The sequence below is a fragment of the Pseudoalteromonas sp. 2CM28B genome, from assembly GCF_023161935.1.
Window position 1 is genome coordinate 343,816 of sequence record NZ_JALNTH010000002.1, and the last position, 16,947, is coordinate 360,762.

The 16,947-nt window shown below is 38.7% G+C and carries 18 protein-coding genes and 2 pseudogenes; 16 read left to right on the forward strand and 4 right to left on the reverse strand.

Translation table 11 applies throughout. The features are described from left to right. The first annotated feature begins 8 nt into the window (after nucleotides 1–8). From MTN96_RS04015 to MTN96_RS04030, 4 genes are read left to right on the forward strand one after another with little or no spacing between them, the layout of a single operon-like run. On the forward strand, nucleotides 9–788 hold the full coding sequence (locus tag MTN96_RS04015) for an enoyl-CoA hydratase (protein WP_036982737.1): 780 nt from the start codon (nucleotides 9–11) through the stop codon (nucleotides 786–788). Next, the gene (locus tag MTN96_RS04020) at nucleotides 788–1,945 is read left to right on the forward strand and encodes an enoyl-CoA hydratase/isomerase family protein (protein WP_248530786.1); all 1,158 of its coding nucleotides are present in this window, start codon (nucleotides 788–790) and stop codon (nucleotides 1,943–1,945) included. The genes MTN96_RS04015 and MTN96_RS04020 overlap by 1 nt, the downstream gene beginning before the upstream one ends. 4 nt (nucleotides 1,946–1,949) lie before the next feature. Next, a complete protein-coding gene (gene mmsB, locus MTN96_RS04025; protein WP_248530787.1) occupies nucleotides 1,950–2,849 on the forward strand; it encodes a 3-hydroxyisobutyrate dehydrogenase in 900 nt (299 codons plus the stop codon). Nucleotides 2,850–2,858: 9 nt separating this feature from the next. Then, the gene (locus tag MTN96_RS04030) at nucleotides 2,859–3,629 is read left to right on the forward strand and encodes an SDR family oxidoreductase (protein WP_248530788.1); all 771 of its coding nucleotides are present in this window, start codon (nucleotides 2,859–2,861) and stop codon (nucleotides 3,627–3,629) included. A gap of 74 nt (nucleotides 3,630–3,703) precedes the next feature. On the opposite strand, the pseudogene MTN96_RS04035 reads toward MTN96_RS04030, so the two are convergent. Continuing rightward, nucleotides 3,704–4,672, reverse strand: a pseudogene (locus tag MTN96_RS04035) (integron integrase). A gap of 283 nt (nucleotides 4,673–4,955) precedes the next feature. On the opposite strand from MTN96_RS04035, the gene MTN96_RS04040 reads away from it, so the two are divergent. Both MTN96_RS04040 and MTN96_RS04045 read left to right on the forward strand, forming a co-directional pair. Then, nucleotides 4,956–5,549, forward strand: coding sequence for a hypothetical protein (locus MTN96_RS04040; RefSeq protein ID WP_248530789.1), 594 nt, complete (start codon nucleotides 4,956–4,958; stop codon nucleotides 5,547–5,549). 208 nt (nucleotides 5,550–5,757) lie between these two features. Then, nucleotides 5,758–5,958: pseudogene (locus tag MTN96_RS04045) on the forward strand (multidrug efflux SMR transporter); the annotation flags it as partial. Nucleotides 5,959–6,315: 357 nt separating this feature from the next. Here the strand turns inward: MTN96_RS04045 and MTN96_RS04050 are convergent. Beyond that, the gene (locus MTN96_RS04050) at nucleotides 6,316–6,519 is read right to left on the reverse strand and encodes a hypothetical protein (RefSeq protein WP_036982727.1); all 204 of its coding nucleotides are present in this window, start codon (nucleotides 6,517–6,519) and stop codon (nucleotides 6,316–6,318) included. Between the two features lie 99 nt (nucleotides 6,520–6,618). Between MTN96_RS04050 and MTN96_RS04055 the strand changes: the two genes are divergently transcribed. The 3 genes from MTN96_RS04055 (at nucleotide 6,619) to MTN96_RS04065 (ending at nucleotide 8,159) form a co-directional block, all read left to right on the forward strand. After that, complete coding sequence (locus MTN96_RS04055) at nucleotides 6,619–7,128, forward strand: GNAT family N-acetyltransferase (protein ID WP_036982724.1); 510 nt, start codon at nucleotides 6,619–6,621, stop codon at nucleotides 7,126–7,128. Next, nucleotides 7,125–7,607, forward strand: a complete 483-nt coding sequence (locus tag MTN96_RS04060; protein ID WP_248530790.1) for an alpha/beta hydrolase-fold protein — start codon at nucleotides 7,125–7,127, stop codon at nucleotides 7,605–7,607. Before MTN96_RS04055 ends, MTN96_RS04060 begins: the two co-directional genes overlap by 4 nt. 177 nt (nucleotides 7,608–7,784) lie before the next feature. Continuing rightward, entirely contained in the window at nucleotides 7,785–8,159 is a 375-nt protein-coding gene (locus MTN96_RS04065) for a hypothetical protein (RefSeq protein WP_248530833.1), read from the forward strand. A 319-nt stretch (nucleotides 8,160–8,478) separates the two neighbouring features. On the opposite strand, the gene MTN96_RS04070 is transcribed toward MTN96_RS04065, so the two are convergent. After that, nucleotides 8,479–9,000 (reverse strand): TetR/AcrR family transcriptional regulator, encoded by a 522-nt coding sequence (locus MTN96_RS04070; RefSeq protein WP_028835232.1) that lies wholly within the window; start codon nucleotides 8,998–9,000, stop codon nucleotides 8,479–8,481. Nucleotides 9,001–9,111: 111 nt separating this feature from the next. Between MTN96_RS04070 and MTN96_RS04075 the strand changes: the two genes are divergently transcribed. After that, the gene (locus MTN96_RS04075; RefSeq protein ID WP_069439449.1) at nucleotides 9,112–9,294 is read left to right on the forward strand and encodes a hypothetical protein; all 183 of its coding nucleotides are present in this window, start codon (nucleotides 9,112–9,114) and stop codon (nucleotides 9,292–9,294) included. Nucleotides 9,295–9,390: 96 nt separating this feature from the next. Here the strand turns inward: MTN96_RS04075 and MTN96_RS04080 are convergent, their stop codons facing one another. After that, the gene (locus MTN96_RS04080) at nucleotides 9,391–10,599 is read right to left on the reverse strand and encodes a porin (protein WP_248530791.1); all 1,209 of its coding nucleotides are present in this window, start codon (nucleotides 10,597–10,599) and stop codon (nucleotides 9,391–9,393) included. A 617-nt stretch (nucleotides 10,600–11,216) separates the two neighbouring features. On the opposite strand from MTN96_RS04080, the gene MTN96_RS04085 reads away from it, so the two are divergent. The 6 genes from MTN96_RS04085 (at nucleotide 11,217) to MTN96_RS04110 (ending at nucleotide 16,873) form a co-directional block, all read left to right on the forward strand. Next, nucleotides 11,217–12,803 (forward strand): ABC-F family ATPase, encoded by a 1,587-nt coding sequence (locus MTN96_RS04085; protein ID WP_214552433.1) that lies wholly within the window; start codon nucleotides 11,217–11,219, stop codon nucleotides 12,801–12,803. 153 nt (nucleotides 12,804–12,956) lie between these two features. After that, nucleotides 12,957–13,439, forward strand: a complete 483-nt coding sequence (gene purE / locus MTN96_RS04090) for a 5-(carboxyamino)imidazole ribonucleotide mutase (protein ID WP_036982714.1) — start codon at nucleotides 12,957–12,959, stop codon at nucleotides 13,437–13,439. A gap of 2 nt (nucleotides 13,440–13,441) precedes the next feature. Beyond that, nucleotides 13,442–14,587: a 5-(carboxyamino)imidazole ribonucleotide synthase gene (locus MTN96_RS04095; RefSeq protein WP_248530792.1), complete on the forward strand. Its 1,146-nt coding sequence runs from the start codon at nucleotides 13,442–13,444 to the stop codon at nucleotides 14,585–14,587. A gap of 69 nt (nucleotides 14,588–14,656) precedes the next feature. After that, nucleotides 14,657–14,770 carry a DUF2798 domain-containing protein gene (locus MTN96_RS04100; RefSeq protein ID WP_248530793.1) on the forward strand — a complete coding sequence of 38 codons (114 nt, stop codon included), beginning with the start codon at nucleotides 14,657–14,659 and terminating at the stop codon, nucleotides 14,768–14,770. Between the two features lie 4 nt (nucleotides 14,771–14,774). Next, entirely contained in the window at nucleotides 14,775–15,704 is a 930-nt protein-coding gene (locus MTN96_RS04105; RefSeq protein ID WP_248530794.1) for a YeiH family protein, read from the forward strand. Then, nucleotides 15,704–16,873, forward strand: coding sequence for an endonuclease/exonuclease/phosphatase family protein (locus MTN96_RS04110; protein WP_248530795.1), 1,170 nt, complete (start codon nucleotides 15,704–15,706; stop codon nucleotides 16,871–16,873). Before MTN96_RS04105 ends, MTN96_RS04110 begins: the two co-directional genes overlap by 1 nt. Nucleotides 16,874–16,947 lie beyond the last annotated feature (74 nt).

Below are 16,947 nucleotides of genomic sequence, written 5' to 3' on the forward strand. Positions count from 1 at the left end.
AGATTAGTATGTCAAATCCTAGCATTGAATTAACTATTGAAGGCCATGTAGCTATTTTAACTATGTCGAATCCGCCAGCGAATACCTGGACTAAAGACACCTTAGTGGCGCTTAAAGACACGGTTAACCAATTAAATACCAATAAAAATATTTATGCATTAGTACTGACTGGTGAAGGCGAGAAGTTTTTTAGCGCCGGTGCCGACCTCAATGTATTTGCCAGTGGCGATAAAGGTGTCGCTGCAGATATGTCATGTGTATTTGGTGAAGCGTTTGAAGCGTTAACTAATTTTAGAGGCGTGTCGGTTGCAGCCATTAATGGTTATGCAATGGGTGGCGGCCTTGAAGTAGCACTTGCTTGCGACATTCGTATTGCAGAAGAGCAAGCACAAATGGCATTGCCTGAAGCAAAAGTGGGTTTATTACCCTGTGCTGGTGGAACGCAAAACTTAGCATGGCTTGTTGGCGAGGGCTGGGCAAAACGCATGATTTTATGCGGTGAGCGCTTAAAAGCCGATAAAGCCCTACAAATTGGCTTAGTGGAAGAAGTGGTTGCACAAGGTGAAAGTTTTGCAGCAGCGCTAAAACTGGCAAACCAAGTGGCAGAGCAAAGCCCATCGTCGGTTGCTGCGTGTAAAACATTGATTCAAAAAGGGCGTCATCAACCTATGGCAAATGCGTTGCCACTGGAACGTGAACTGTTTGTTGGTTTATTTGATACCGAAGATCAGCAAGAGGGCGTGAACGCCTTTTTAGAAAAGCGCAAAGCTAATTGGGTGAATGGCTAATGAGTGAATTAACCCGTTTAAATTCAGCTGATGCTGCCGTGGTATTTGAAACGGCAACCACAGACAATGGCCGACTCATTGGTTTTGCTACGCTTAACGCGCCTAAGTCATTAAACGCGTTAAATTTTGAAATGATCAGCTTACTCGAGCCGCAACTACAGCAATGGGACAAAGACGATAACATTGCATTAGTGGTTCTTAAAGGCGCAGGTGAAAAAGCATTTTGCGCCGGTGGCGATGTAGTGAGCTTACACAAAGCAATGAGTGAAGGTAAACCGAGCTCACTGGTTGAAGAGTTTTTTACTCAAGAGTATCAGCTCGATTACCTTATTCATTGTTACAACAAACCCATTTTAGTCTGGGGTAACGGGATTGTAATGGGCGGCGGTTTAGGTTTAATGGCCGGTGCCAGTCATCGTGTGGTTACCGAAACATCACGCATTGCCATGCCAGAGCAAACTATTGGGCTTTACCCTGATGTAGGCGGCAGTTATTTTTTACATAAAATGCCCGCCCATGTTGGTTTGTTTTTAGGGCTGACCTCGGCATCTATAAATTGTGAAGACGCTAAGCTTGTATCGCTTGCCGACCACTTTGTAAATGCCGATAAGTACCCAGAGCTTGTTGAAGCATTACTCAATACAAAATGGGGTAAAACAGCAAGCTTAAACCACGACAAGCTAAGTAACTTGCTAATTGAGTTAGATAACAACTCTAGTCGTATGCCCAAAGGTAATTTAAAAGCAAACTTAAGCTTGATTCAAAAGCTTGGTGAGTTTGACACATTAGAGCAGCAGGTAGATTACATTTTAAACCTAACCACTGATGACAAATGGCTACAACGCGCACAAAAATCGTTGGCGCATGGTTGCCCATTAAGTTGTGCCTTAGTGAGTGAGCAGCTCAAACACAGCAAAGGTAAAACGTTGGCAGAGTGTTTTAAAATGGAGCTTGCGATGTCGGTTCGTGCCGGTGAAGTGGGCGAGTTTCAAGAAGGTGTACGTGCCTTACTAATCGATAAAGACGGTGCGCCACACTGGCAGTTTAAAACGTTAGCTGATGTACCAAAAGAAGTGGTAGAGAGCTTTTTTGCAAATCGCTTTGGCGAGCAACATCCGCTAGAGCCGTACTTTTCTCAACTTAATTTACAAGGGTAAAGCGATGAGTAAACTCAATATAGGATTTATTGGTTTAGGTAACATGGGCGGCCCAATGGCGGCTAATTTAATTAAAGCTGGCCATACGGTGAGCGTGTTCGACCTAAGTGCTAATGCAGTGAACGAGCTAGTTGAAAAAGGTGCCAATGCAGCAAAAGATGCACAAGCCTGTGCAACCAACGTTAATGTGCTAATTAGCATGCTACCGGCAAGCAAACATGTTAAATCACTTTATTTAGGCACAGACGAGCAATCGGGTTTAATTAAAATACTGAGTAAAGGCACCTTAGTGATTGATTGTTCAACTATAGATGCGCAATCAGCCCGTGATGTAGGCCATGCCCTAAGTGAGCAAGGTATTGCGTTTGTTGATGCACCGGTATCGGGTGGTGTAGCAGGTGCAACAGCAGGAACGCTTACGTTTATCGTTGGTGGTGAGCAAGCTGCATTTGATAAAGCGAATTCTGTATTAGTCGATATGGGTAAAAACATATTCCATGCTGGTGATATTGGTGCAGGGCAAGTTGCCAAAATATGTAACAATATGCTGTTGAGTATTTTAATGGCAGGCACCAGTGAAGCCATTCAAATGGGCATTAATAACGGCCTCGACGCAAAAGTACTCAGCGACATAATGAGCGCAAGCTCGGGTCGAAACTGGACGTTAGAACTTTATAACCCCTGTCCAGGTGTTATGGATACCGCTCCTGCAAGTAATAATTATAAACCTGGCTTTATGGTTGATTTAATGGCTAAAGACTTAGGCCTTGCTATGGAAGCAGCGCAGCAGAGTAATTCACTAACGCCAATGGGCTCAATGGCTAAAAATTTATACACTATGATGCAGCACCAAGGTGCGGGTAGTGATGATTTTAGTGCCATTTTTAAATTGTTTTCGAAGTAGGAAAGTATCGTGGAAATAAAAAATAATACCGTAGTGATTACCGGTGGCGCACAAGGCTTAGGTTTTGCAATGGCGCAAAGGTTTGCCTTAATGGGCGCTAATATTGCCTTAATTGATATGGCACAAGCACAGTTAAATGAAGCAACCGAGCAGCTATCTGCATTACAAGGCGTAACGGGTACTATAAAAGGCTACAGCGCTAATGTAACCGTTGAGAGCGAAGTTGAAGAAGTTTTTAATACCATTAACAGTGACTTTGGTCACATTGGGGTATTAATTAATAACGCCGGCATTTTACGCGATGGCATGTTTATAAAAGCCAAAGATGGCAAAGTGGTTAAAAAAATGTCGCTTGATCAATTTCAATCAGTGATTGACGTTAACCTAACAGGTGTATTTTTAGCCGGGCGCGAAGCGGCTAGCCACATGATTGAATCAGGCAAAGGCGGCGTAATTGTAAATATGTCGAGCGTAGCGCGTGCGGGTAATATTGGCCAAACTAACTACGCTGCCTCAAAAGCGGGTGTTGTGGCACTAACCACTACATGGGCTAAAGAACTTGGCCGTTTTGGTATCCGCGTTGGTGCCATTGCCCCAGGTGTTATTAGCACCGCCATGACCGATGCAATGAAGCCAGAAGCCAAACAGCGCATGCTAGCAGTAACCCCTGTAGGGCGCTTAGGTGAAACCGCTGAAATAGCCCATACTGCTCAGTATATTATCGAAAACGACTTTTTTACTGGCCGCGTGGTAGAAATAGACGGTGGTATTCGTTTGTAATTTGTCAGCTCTCATTTATTTATTGGAAGCACAGCTCAAGCGAGTTGTGCTTTTTTGTTTTCAATAGGGGAGGTTTATAACCTTGAAAAAGGGCTAACAACCCCGTTAGCACCTTGTTGTAAAACATGCGTATAAATCTGTGTAGTACGTATGTCACTGTGGCCTAACTGTGTTTGTACTGTGCGGATATCAGCGCCGCTTTGCAGCATATGCGTAGCGAAAGAGTGACGTAAAGTATGTGGGGTAACGTGTTTATTAATTTCAGCTTTTGTTGAAGACAGCTTAACTGCCTTTCTTACCCCTGAACGATCTAAGTGATGGCGTCTTATTTCTCCTGTTTCAGGGGCTGTACTTAATTTATGTGATAGGAACAGAAACTGCCATTGTAATGACTTATTAGCACTTGGGTATTTTTTACTAATTCGATGAGGCACCATACACTGGCGTACGCATCATTTTTTAAATCTAACTGTAAATATTCATCAACTTGAATTATTTGATTTCTTAGCATTGGTATTAATTCTTCAACAAGTGTCACAATACGATTTTTATTACCCTTACCGTTCCATATACGTATTTTTTTATAGTCGAAGTCAATATCTTGAACTCTTATTTTTACTGCTTCTATCAGCCGTAAACCACTTCCATATAGCAAGCTTGCTATCTAATAATGTCGCTTATTTATATTTCTAAAAAGTAGCGATACCTCAGTTTGTGTAAGTACGACAGGAAGTTTCTGTTGGCGGTTACTTTTGATGAAATTTAAATCTAATGAAAGCTCATTCTTGATAATATGTTTATATTAAAAAAGCAAGTGCATTTAAAGCGGTTGATTGTGTACTCGCTGCCACTTTTTTAGTAATTGTTAAGTGATTTAAAAATACTTCCACTTCATTATTGCCCATACTGGTAGGGTATCGCTTATTATGAAAATGGATATAGGCAGCAATCCAAAAGACATAAGTTTCAATAGATTTTTTAGCATAATGATGGCTATACATATAGTTGATAATACTATTAAGGAAAGGGGACTTAGTTTTCATTTTAAATCCTACTTATCTGTATTTATATACAGCATTGGTATTTTTCCTCCTAAGTCAAGAAATGAGGAGGTTTCCCTCTTTTCTTCATTTTAATAAAAGAACAGCCTGTCTTAAAGTTTAAAGCTGGCAATGTGTTACAGGATTTGTTACTAATATTAAAAATAATTAAGAAGACATACATTACTCATAAAAAGAGGAAAGTGTCCTCTGATAAAGTTGTATGTGCTTTGGTACAGTTATACCATCAGGAATTTTAATAACCAAGGAAACCAAGGAGTAGTAAATGGTTAAATTAGTAGTGGCTGCATTAATTTTAGTATTAGCTGGTTGTGCAAGCCAACGTCCAGATCTTTCTCAGGAGGAATGGAAATTAAGGGAATATAAAAATCACAATAAAGAGGAAGTTATATCTGCTGCAAGAGAAGTCATTCGACTTTCAGATCCTAGTGACGTTAACTTCGAAAATACACCAGATGGGTTTAATGCAACTAGAACATCTATTGGTTATTACGTTGTCGCAAATGAAATTGACGGGTACGCATTTAATTTTGTCGCACAAGAAAAAAATGGAATTACAAGGTCTCGGTTAGAAATAGAAGAAACTGAAATAAATCAAAGTCTTCTTACTTTAGGGCTACCTGTTGGCAAAAATGGGAAACCTGATCATCCTTACGTGTATGACCTTTTTTACTCTCGCATAGCGTACTTACTTGGAGATAAAGATGAGTGGCATAGATGCGATGATGCAGTAAGCAGGGTTTCTGCCAGATTTGGCTTACCCAATGATGCTAGAAAGTTAGGAATGGCGTCAATATGTGGGAAATTTTCAGATGATAATATCCCTAACTCAGCATCTAAAAAAGTAGATCTTTTCTAAGTAAGCGTTCAGCAGCACATAATAAGGCGTTTAAGGCGGATTAGTAACAGTTGGCTCGGCTCCGCCCCACAATTATAGCCAACTGCTACTCACCGCTTAACGAAGCTTTAGATGCTTCATGTGCTCACAGTTTTTTTGAAAGAACAAGACTGCTTATTTCTTGAATATTAGTATATTCTTGCGCGAGATATAAAAACCGGAGAAAGCTATGAAGAACTGGATATTTTTATCCGCGGCTATCATTTATGAGGTAATTGCAACATCTAGTTTGAAGTCTAGTGAGGGTTTTACTAAATTAGCTCCTTCGTTACTTGTTGTTGGTTATGGTGCAGCGTTTTATCTGCTTTCACTCACTCTCAAATCAATTCCTGTTGGAATGGCATATGCAATTTGGTCAGGGCTTGGAATGTCTCGCTATTTTAATTACGCTGATCTATTCACCTTTACTTTATTCGAAAGAGAATGATATTCAGTTTAAATGGAAGTTAATTGAAATTATTGCATCAGATATAGATACAATAAAAATTGATAATTCAGGTATTCTCCAAATAATGAAAAAACATCGGAATAGGTACTACCCTTACACGAGGGAAGGCAAAATATTACATGTAATTTCGGGAGAAGTAGTTAGAAAATGGGAAGTGTTACATGTTGATGAGCATAACCTTCGTCTAGATTCCCCACTCGGTATTTATGTTTTAAAACGTTAATAATGAAAATCTTTAAGGCTACAAATAACTGCAGCCTTTTTTCTATTACAAGTACCTTACTTATCTTGTTGTTCACGCGCTAATTGATTAGGTAATAACTGCTCTACAATTTCACGTGCTGGTAAGGTATAACGAACGCCATCAAACATAACCGATGTAAACTCGTTAATATTAGTAATGCCGGTAAGGGTCCAACCTTCACCACGTTTTGGGCAGTAAACAGTAGTAGTGGGTTGTATTACTTTAAAATTGTCACTCATAGTTTATCTCAATTAATGCTTGTGAATACGGTATGGTAAGTTAATAATGACGCTCTATAAAGTGCTATTTAAAGCGCGTTTACTTTATTTGGCGTAGGCATGTTTAAAACTATAAAATTACCCCGCGTTACCTTACGTTTAATTACCCACAAACACGGCGCAGCGCTATTAACAATTTTAAATAATCCACTCGTTTATGAGTTTAACGATTATAAAACCCCGCTAAATAAACAGCATATTAAGCAGTTAATTCAAGATGATATATCGAGTTATTACCAAGGTGAAGGTGTTCGGCTTGCAATTGAACATAATATGAGTGGCAAACTACTGGGTACATGTGGCTTATATAAAATATGTAAACAAACCAAAAGTGCTTATATTGGTTTTGAACTGGATCCACTCTATTGGCAGCAAGGCTTAATGCAAGAAGTACTTAAAGGCTTTGTCAGTGAAGTGCATAGCTCTTTAAACATTGAGCACTTATATGCAGAAATTCATGGCAAAAATGTTCGCTGTTATAACTTACTCACTAAACTTGGCTTTGTATTTAACCAGCAACTTAATAACGGCGTATGGCATAAGCAATTAACTAAAATGGATGGCACATGAGAATTAAAAAAGCGATTATTTTAAATGTATTGTTAGTTGTTAGTGTATTTGGGTTTGTAATAATTGGGTTTAGTTATTATCAAAATAATGTTTCAGACTTTGTTGATGTAACCCTAGATTCGAAAGTGCTTAATGAGTCTTGTAAGGTATTTATAAGGTTACCCGATGATTTTGACAAAAATAAAGCGTATCCACTTATTATAAAAACAGATGGTTATTTTAATTTAGCTAATTGGGATAAGGCACTAAAAGCATTAAATACTGAAAGCATATTAAATGAGGCTATTTTAGTTGCTATACCTAATCAGTTTTTTATCGATACGCGAAATCGTGATTTAGTACCACCTTATGCAAGGAAAGACGTTAATACAAATCCTCGGTCTAAACATGAAACTTCGCCAGAAATTTTTGGTAAAGCTGATTTGTTTTTTGCTTTTATAGAGCAAGAGCTACTTATACCAATCCGCAATAATACTTAATCATTTTGCGGGGCTAAACGTGTCGCTACCTGTGTTAAAAACTCTCATTTAGAACAACTAAATAGCGAATTTTTTGCCTAGCTATCAACTCGTTTTTTCAGCCTCAAAATAAACCACTTAATTAAGCGAATTGGTATTACTTATTTAAAGGCTAAATACAGGTTAACTGAAAACCGTATATTAACGGGATTCTCGGCAGGGGGCAGTTTTACTTTATATATGCTGCACACCAAACCAATGCTATTTAATGGTTACTTTGCATTTAGTCCTGCGCCTTGGTACGACGATATGACCGTATTAAATCATTTTAATGCCTTTTTACAAGTTCAAACACAGAGCTACTATAGACCCACCTTATTATATTTTACTTTTGGCGGGGCTGAGCATAAAGTAATGCTTAAGACTTATAATAACTTAGAGCAAAGTTTAGTAAGCCATACTAATAACTGGTTAGTGCGGAGGAGTAAAGTAAACCCTGATGCAAAGCATAATGATAATCCAGCATTGAGTATTAAGGGGGCTTTAACGGGCTATGATGAATTTATTAATTAAGAGTAGCACTAGTAAAACGGCTTAACTGTATATGTGTACAGTTAAGCCGTTTTGCTATAAATTACCTTATTTTATGGTTTAAATGGCTGGCTGGTGGATGTAAGGTAATACACGAAAGAACACATCATACTAAATGGTGTTTAAATGTAATCTTAGCAATGAGGTAATATAAATTATCAATTTACTCATAAGTGGAGTGATGGGTTTATAACGCTTATTGAGTTTGGCTATCTGAGTCGTTAAATAAAGAATTTAAATAACAAAAAAGGTGGACGGTGCTTTATTTATATCAGCACCGGTCTATACCTTTAGGACTTAATTACAAAAGCGCTATTTTATTACTTAACTGTCTAAGCATATTTTCAGCATTAGGTAAGGGGTCGTTTAACCCATCTATTAAGGTCATAAAATAACAGTCCATCATTACGCTTGCTTTTGTTTCATCAAACTTCGGTTGTTCACTAAAAAGCAGTTGTTTAAATTCATCCATCTGCGCTTTAAAAAAAGACGTTCTCCAAATGATGTCGCTAATTAATAGCTTACTAAATTCACTATTTTCACAATAAAAAGAATAAAGCGGATGAGCGTAGTGACGTAACTTTAAGCGAGGGGAGTGCTGCGTATCTAACTGCTTTGCTTGGTTAATAATAACGGCTATTTGTTGTTGCATACCGGCCATCAATAAATCAATTTTATTTTCAAAATGACTAAACACTGTACCTACAGCAACATTGGCTGCAACCGCTATTTCTCTTGTTGATGTGTGATCGTAACCTTGCAGCAAAAATAATTCCCATGCTGAAGCTAAAATTTTATCGCGTGTTTTTTCTTTTTTACTCATTATATTTCAATGCTTTACTTGTTTGTTTAATAAAAGAGCTAAGTCATTATTTGATTAATTGAGCGCGCTCAATTAATATTGTGAGCACGCTCATTTTTATAAGGATGTTACATGAAGTTTATCAAACGTGTTATTGGTTATATACTTTTTATTCCACTAATTTATTTTTATTCTTATTTGCTAGGGCCAATATTAAAAGCAGTTTTAGTCCCAGGAGGGGTTGCTTTTTTATGGCTTATTCTAGGGCCAACAGAGGGGACGCGTGCGTTAAAAAAAGCATTTAAGAAAAAATAGCTCAAGCTTCAACTAAACAAATCGAAAAAAAGCCCTGCTATTTTGCAGGGCTTTAAGTTTACCTTTGTGATTTTAAGCTTGAAAGCTCAACTGAGATTAAAGAACGTATCTAAAACCAAAAGCAATACCGTCATCTTCAGATTGCTCCATTAGCGCTTGCTGCTGTTTATTATTACTTTCAAAATCACCAAAGTCTTTACGTGCTTCTACATAAAGTTTGGTGTTTTGGTCAATTAAGTAATGCACACCAATAACAGCAAATTGACGCTTAAATACATCGTTAGGATCGGCATTAAAGTTTGGTTGAATTACGTAGTTATCACCTGCATCAAATAAGTTATAGGCAATAAATGGTCTAAAATCGTTATCAAAGCGATACGACACAAATGTTTCAATACCAATCGCATCTTTAATTAAACGACCTATGTTATCTGTATCGTGGTTTTCGTTTTTGTTGATATTAGCGGCTACATACAAGCCTGGCGCATCAATATTGCCCCAAATAACACCTGCACCATAAATTGAATCGTCAACAGAGCGGGTTGTTCCGTCGCCATACGTTAATTCAAACTCGCCGCGGTTAATACCCGCGGTCAGTTTTAGCTTATCAGTCACGTTATAGGTTACTGCACCGCCAAACGTATAGTTAAATTCAACTTGTTGTGCAGCAGCATCTCCAGACTCAAAATTTGCTTGGCATTGTGATTCTGTAATATTGCTTACATCACAAGTATAAAAAGCGCTGTTTTTTAACTGAGTTTGAACACTAAAGTCAAAGTCGTTATAGCTATTACGGTATTGCAGTGTTTTATCACCACGACCAGTACCATTTACTGCACCATCGTCTTTGTTGTAAGTGTAAACACCGGCAGCGTTACCATCCCATACATAGCTGTAGTTTGTTGCATACACAACATCAAACCACGCACCCCATTGTTTACCAATCGTAATTTGGCCGTATTTATCGTGTTTAAGTCCTGCATAACCTAAACGATTATATAAAAACTCATCTTGAATAGATTCAAAACGGTTGTTGTATACAATATCGCTACTGCCAACAGGGTTGACACCCCATTCAACTAAAGCCATTGCTTCCCAGCCGTTTTTTAGTTGGCGTTTAAAATCAAAATTAATTCGTGAGGCACCATTGACGATTTCGTTTTGACCTTGAGTATTTATCACTCGCGCATCAATATATCCGCCTACTGCGACTGTATTTTTTTCATCCTTAAACACTTCTACTGCTGAAACAGTTGGAGCAGCTAAAATACCCGCAATTGCTAGCGATACTAATTTTCTTTTCATTGTGTGTGCCTTGCCTAAATTAAAGACGTTTTTATAATTACTAAATTCGAAGTCATGCAGACTAGCAAAGCAATAAAAGGCTCAAAAGTGAAAAATTATCAATGATAATTAGCACAAAACACGCGGCTTGTTCATTTTAAGTTAATGCTGTTTTTATTTTGTAGCCGTATAAACTGCCATTTAATTTTGGAATAAGATATTAGGCTTAAATGCAGGAGAGGGAGTGTTGAATTTTTTTCATAGTTGCGTCTGTCGGCATGGGTAGAGCTCAAACTCTAAAACTATAATAAAAGTTAGTATAGCCGTATTAATTGTTAATAAAAGTAAAATGCGACTAAGTCGCCTGTTAACGCGATTAAATAATTTATAAAGGGTTTGATGCTAGTTGTTTTTTTATTAAACATTTTTTACTGCATTAATGGTACAATAATGAGTTTTACTCACCTTTTTAGCACATTTTCTCGCCCAGTACTTTGGCTATTTAATTGCTTTTATAGTTAATAAACAGCCACCGTTTACTTTGAGTTTGGTGCTATAAACTTTCATAGAAAAAAACGGTGATTTGGTTTAAACTGCGCGCAATTTAAATACTTCAGTCTCCCTTGGAGGGTAGCGCTATTATTAGTACAGCTAACATCACCATGCAATTTGGTGCTAAACCGTTATTTGAAAATATCTCAGCTAAATTTGGCGAATCAAACCGTTATGGTCTAATTGGTGCTAATGGTTGTGGTAAGTCGACCTTTATGAAAATCCTTAGTGGTGAATTAGAACCATCTTCGGGTAACGTAAGTACTGATCCAAATGAGCGCGTTGCTAAACTAAACCAAGATCAATTCGCCTACGAAGAATATTCTGTTATTGATACCGTGATTATGGGTCATAAAGAATTGTGGGATATTAAACAAGAACGTGACCGTATATATAGCCTACCTGAAATGAGTGAAGAAGACGGCATGAAAGTTGCCGATCTTGAAACTGAATTTGCTGAAATGGACGGTTACTCGGCTGAATCTAAAGCGGGTGAGTTACTATTAGGTGTGGGTATTGCTACAGAGCAGCACTACGGACCTATGTCAGAAATTGCACCAGGTTTTAAACTTCGTGTGCTTCTAGCTCAAGTTTTGTTTTCAGACCCTGATATCATGCTGCTCGATGAGCCTACCAATAACTTGGACATTTATACAATTAAGTGGCTTGAAGATGTATTGAATCAACGTGATTGTACCATGATCATCATCTCGCATGACCGTCACTTTTTAAATTCGGTATGTACGCACATGGCCGATATTGACTACGGTGAGCTACGTATTTACCCGGGTAACTACGATGAATACATGTTTGCAGCTACTCAAGCACGCGAACGTTTATTAAGTGAAAACGCGAAAAAGAAAAGCCAAATAGCAGAGCTTCAACAATTTGTATCGCGTTTTTCTGCCAACGCGTCAAAGGCAAAGCAAGCCACTTCACGTGCAAAACGAATTGATAAAATTCAATTAGACGAAGTAAAAGCGTCGTCACGTCAGTCGCCATTTATTCGTTTTGAACAAGAAAAGCAGTTATTCCGTAACGCGCTTGAAATGACCAGCTTATCGCAAGGTTTTGAAGAAACATTATTCTCAGGATTAGAAGGCCTAGTTGAAGTAGGTGAACGCATTGCTATTATTGGTGAAAATGGTGTGGGTAAAACAACATTATTAAACACTTTAGCAGGACGTTTAGCGCCTAAAAGCGGTGAGTTTAAATGGTCTGAAAATGCAAACATTGGCTACTATGCACAAGATCATGCCGATGAGTTTGAAAAAGACATGAATTTGTTTGAGTGGATGGAGCAATGGCAACAAGAGGGCGACGATGAGCAAGTAGTGCGTAGCTTCTTGGGTCGTATGTTGTTTTCACAAAACGATATAAAAAAATCAGTAAAAGTTATATCTGGTGGTGAGCAAGGCCGTATGTTATTTGGTAAAATTATGATGCATAAGCCAAATATTTTACTTATGGATGAGCCAACCAACCACATGGATATGGAGTCAATTGAAGCACTTAACTTAGCGCTTGAAGCGTATGAAGGTACCTTGATGTTTGTGTCACACGACCGTCAGTTTGTATCATCAGTTGCCACTCGTATTTGGGAAATTAAAGACGGTAAAGTTATCGACTTTAGAGGTAACTACTCAGAATATTTAGCGAGTAAAGAAGCTTAATTGCTGATTGTTTCGCTGTTTAAAAAAAGCCATGTTTAACATGGCTTTTTTATTGTCTGCTGGTCGCATTAGTGCAGCATTTAAGTATATAATAGCCGCCATAAAACCGGACATAAGTCCGCTATTTTTAAAATACATTACTGAGGAGTATTTATGACTGTTGGCATTATTATGGGTTCTAAATCAGATTGGCCAACCATGGAACACGCCGCCCTTATGCTAGAAAAATTTGGCATTGAGTATGAAACTAAAGTGGTTTCTGCCCACCGCACTCCTCAATTACTTGCCGATTACGCAAGTTCAGCCGCAGAACGCGGTATTAAAGTTATTATTGCAGGCGCAGGTGGCGCGGCGCACTTACCGGGAATGGCGGCGGCGTTTACATCTCTGCCAGTTTTAGGCGTACCTGTTAAATCTAAAGCGCTAAACGGTGTAGATTCTCTGTTATCTATTTGCCAAATGCCAAAAGGTGTTGCGGTAGGTACTCTTGCTATTGGTGAGCCCGGTGCTGCAAACGCAGGTTTATTAGCGGCACAAATTTTAGGATGTCAAAATCCAGAAATATTCGCAAAAATCGAAGCGTTCCGTAAAGAACAAACTAAGACTGTTTTAGCTAACCCAAATCCTGCAGAGTAATCATGAATATTTTAATTTTAGGGGCAGGGCAGCTAGCACGAATGATGAGCTTAGCTGGTGCACCGCTTAATTTAAATGTGGTTGCTTATGATGTAGGCAGCAAAAAGATTGTGCATCCGCTTACAAACGAAGTGTACCCAACAACGCTCGAACAAGCGATAGAAAACGCTGATGCTATTACGGCCGAGTTTGAACATATTCCAGATGATGTACTTACACAGTGTTGTAATAGCAATAAGTTTTATCCGGGCAAACAAGCCATTAAAACCGGTGGCGACCGTGCGCTTGAAAAAGCGCTCCTAGATAAAACCGCTGTTGCATGCGCGCCATATCAATTAATTACAGAAAAAGCGCATCTTGAACTCGCGGTTCAAACACTTGGTAAGCCATTAGTCATTAAAACATGCCAAGCGGGTTACGATGGTAAAGGCCAATGGCGTTTAAAATCAGACGATCAAATTGAACAGATTTGGGCTGAAATGGCTGATTTTATTGCATCAGGCACTGAGCACGCTCCGCACACCATAATTGCAGAAAAAATGATCCCTTTTGATCGTGAAGTCTCTATTATTGGCGCGCGCGATAAAGAGGGTAACGTTGCTATTTATCCATTAACTGAAAATGAGCACACCGAGGGGGTACTAACGCTTTCGGTTGCAGGTAAAAACAATAATAGCCAACTAGAGCAACAAGCAATAACGGCATTTACCCGAATTGCAAATGAGCTTAATTATGTAGGTGTATTGGCCATAGAGTTTTTTGATGTACAAGGTACATTATTGGTTAATGAAATTGCGCCGCGAGTTCATAACTCAGGCCATTGGACGCAACAAGGTGCTCATTGCTCGCAATTTGAAAACCATATGCGCGCTGTTGCCGGCCTACCTTTAGGTAGTACGCAAATTAAGCAGCCTACTGCTATGATAAATGTATTAGGCCAACCACAAATCCCTATTGATGTGTTAAAAACAGCAGATGTAACCAGCCATTGGTACGGTAAAAGTGTAAAACCTGGTCGCAAAATGGGCCACATTAATGTATCTGCTGATAATTTACAGCAATTAGGTGAACGCCTTGGTGAACTCGCAATGTGTTTGCCAGAGCAAGATTACCCCGGTGTATTAGCTACCAGTAAATTGCTATTATAAGTTAAAAAACAAAGCGATAAATTGAACTTAACTTCAATTTATCGCTTTACCTTCTAAAGGTTCTTTTCAATGATCCACCCAAAGTTTTGTATTATTGTGTGTGCCTTTTGTATTGCCTTTCCAACGGTTATATTTGTTGCCCCCGTTGTCCATAAACTGACTAATAAACTCATTCGCGCTTAACGTTATGATTATCGCTAAATTACATAAACCTGTATTTATAATATTACTGGCCTTGTGTATCACTCCATTTATTGGCGCTGGTAGTGCCTTGGTTATGGGGGCGTTATTTTCGATTACCTTGGGTAACCCGTTTGCTGAGTTATCACAAAAGGCCAGTAAATGGATGCTAAAGTTGGCAGTTGTGGGATTGGGGTTTGCTGTTGATTTTAATCAGGTAATTGAGGTTGGTCGCAGCTCTTTAGTGTTAACAATTGTCAGTATAACTGCCATAATTGGGCTTGGCGAAATTTTAACTCAAGTGTTTAAACTTAATCGTAACACAGGCGTGTTAATTTCCTTTGGAACCGCTATTTGTGGTGGTAGCGCTATTGCGGCCATGGCACCGGTTATAAAAGCCAAAGATCATGAAGTGGCTGTGGCGCTGGTTATCGTATTTTTACTCAATGGTGTAGGGTTATTATTATTCCCTGCAATTGGGCATTATTTTGAACTAACCCAAGAGCAGTTTGGATTATGGGCTGCACTTGCAATTCATGATACCAGTAGCGTGGTAGGTGCATCGGCTACTTATGGTGCAGTGGCACTGAGCATAGCAACAACAGTGAAGCTTACTCGTGCTATGTGGATTATTCCATATACTACGCTTGCAGGTGTGTTTATGCGCTCAGATGAAAAGGCGAGTATTCCATTATTTATTGTAGGCTTCTTATTAGCAGCATTAATTAATACCTATGTGCCGTCGCTTTCATTTTATTGGGAGTTGATAAACATTGCAGCGAAGCAAATACTAGTGATGACATTGTTTTTAATAGGCAGTGGTTTGTCATTATCGGTACTAAAGCAAGCGGGAATTAAACCGTTTTTAATGGCTGTGATTCTTTGGATCGTGGTTAGCTGTGTTATTTTATTATTAATCATAGATGGATTCATATAATGAGACATGATCTCGGTATTAAAATTATTGGTGGCTTTTTATTGTTACTGGTTTCAGAAAGCTATGTTCACGCAGAGTCATTACGGGTCGCAACGTTTAATGTCAGTATGGATGCAACCAATTACACCGCTAAAAATGAAAAAGTAAAAAGCGATGCTTTGGTTAACGCGCTGCGTTCTGACCACCAGCAAATTAAAAATATTGCTGAAATAATTCAACGCGTTCGTCCAGATGTCGTGCTTTTAAATGAATTCGACTACGTCCCTAAATCACAAGGGATCGAATACTTTAAAACCCATTACTTAAATGTAGGGCAAAATGATCAAGCGGCTATCGATTACCCTTATGTTTACATTGCACCAGTTAACACAGGCTTAGCAACTGAGTTTGATTTAGACAACGATGGCAAAAAAAATGGTGTGATGGGCGATGCACAGGGTTTTGGATTTTTTGAAGGCCACTACGCAATGGCGTTTTTGTCTCGTTACCCGATTGATTTTGACAACATCAGAACTCTGCAAACGTTTAAGCACAAAGATTTACCGAATGTACAAATGCCGGTAGACCCAAAAAACAATACAAATTGGTATAACGAAGAAGAATGGAATGCTTTACGTTTAAGCTCTAAATCGTTTTGGGATATACCGGTAAAAGTAAATGATAAAGTCGTTCACATGTTAGCCTCGCATCCTACGCCGCCTGTGTTTGATGGAGATGAAGACAGAAACGGCATTCGTAATCATGATGAAATTAGATTAATTGCTGATTACGTTAATAACGAAAGTTACCTGTATGACGATAACGGTAAAAAGGGCGGGCTTGCAGCAAAATCACGCTTTGTGATTTTAGGTGACCTAAATGCCGCCCCTGAGGGCGATAAAAAGCGCACAAATACAACAGATCAGTTACTTAAAAGCCCGATGATTAATGCCGGTTTTATTCCAACCAGTGAGGGCGCTAAAGAGCAATACCCACAAGCTTATGCTAAAAATTACACTGCTAATTGGCAAGCACGCGTTGATTATGTTCTGCCTTCAAATTATGGACTAACCATTAAAGATGGTGGCGTATTTTGGCCGAAAAAACAAAGCGAATTGTACCGTTTAATCAAAGATAGAAACGCATCAAGTGACCACCGTATGGTATGGCTTGATTTAACGGTTGAATAAACGGGTTACTCACCCCGATATCAGCGTTGTTTATCTTAAATAATTGCAATTATAAAGGTGCTTCTGCTTAAATA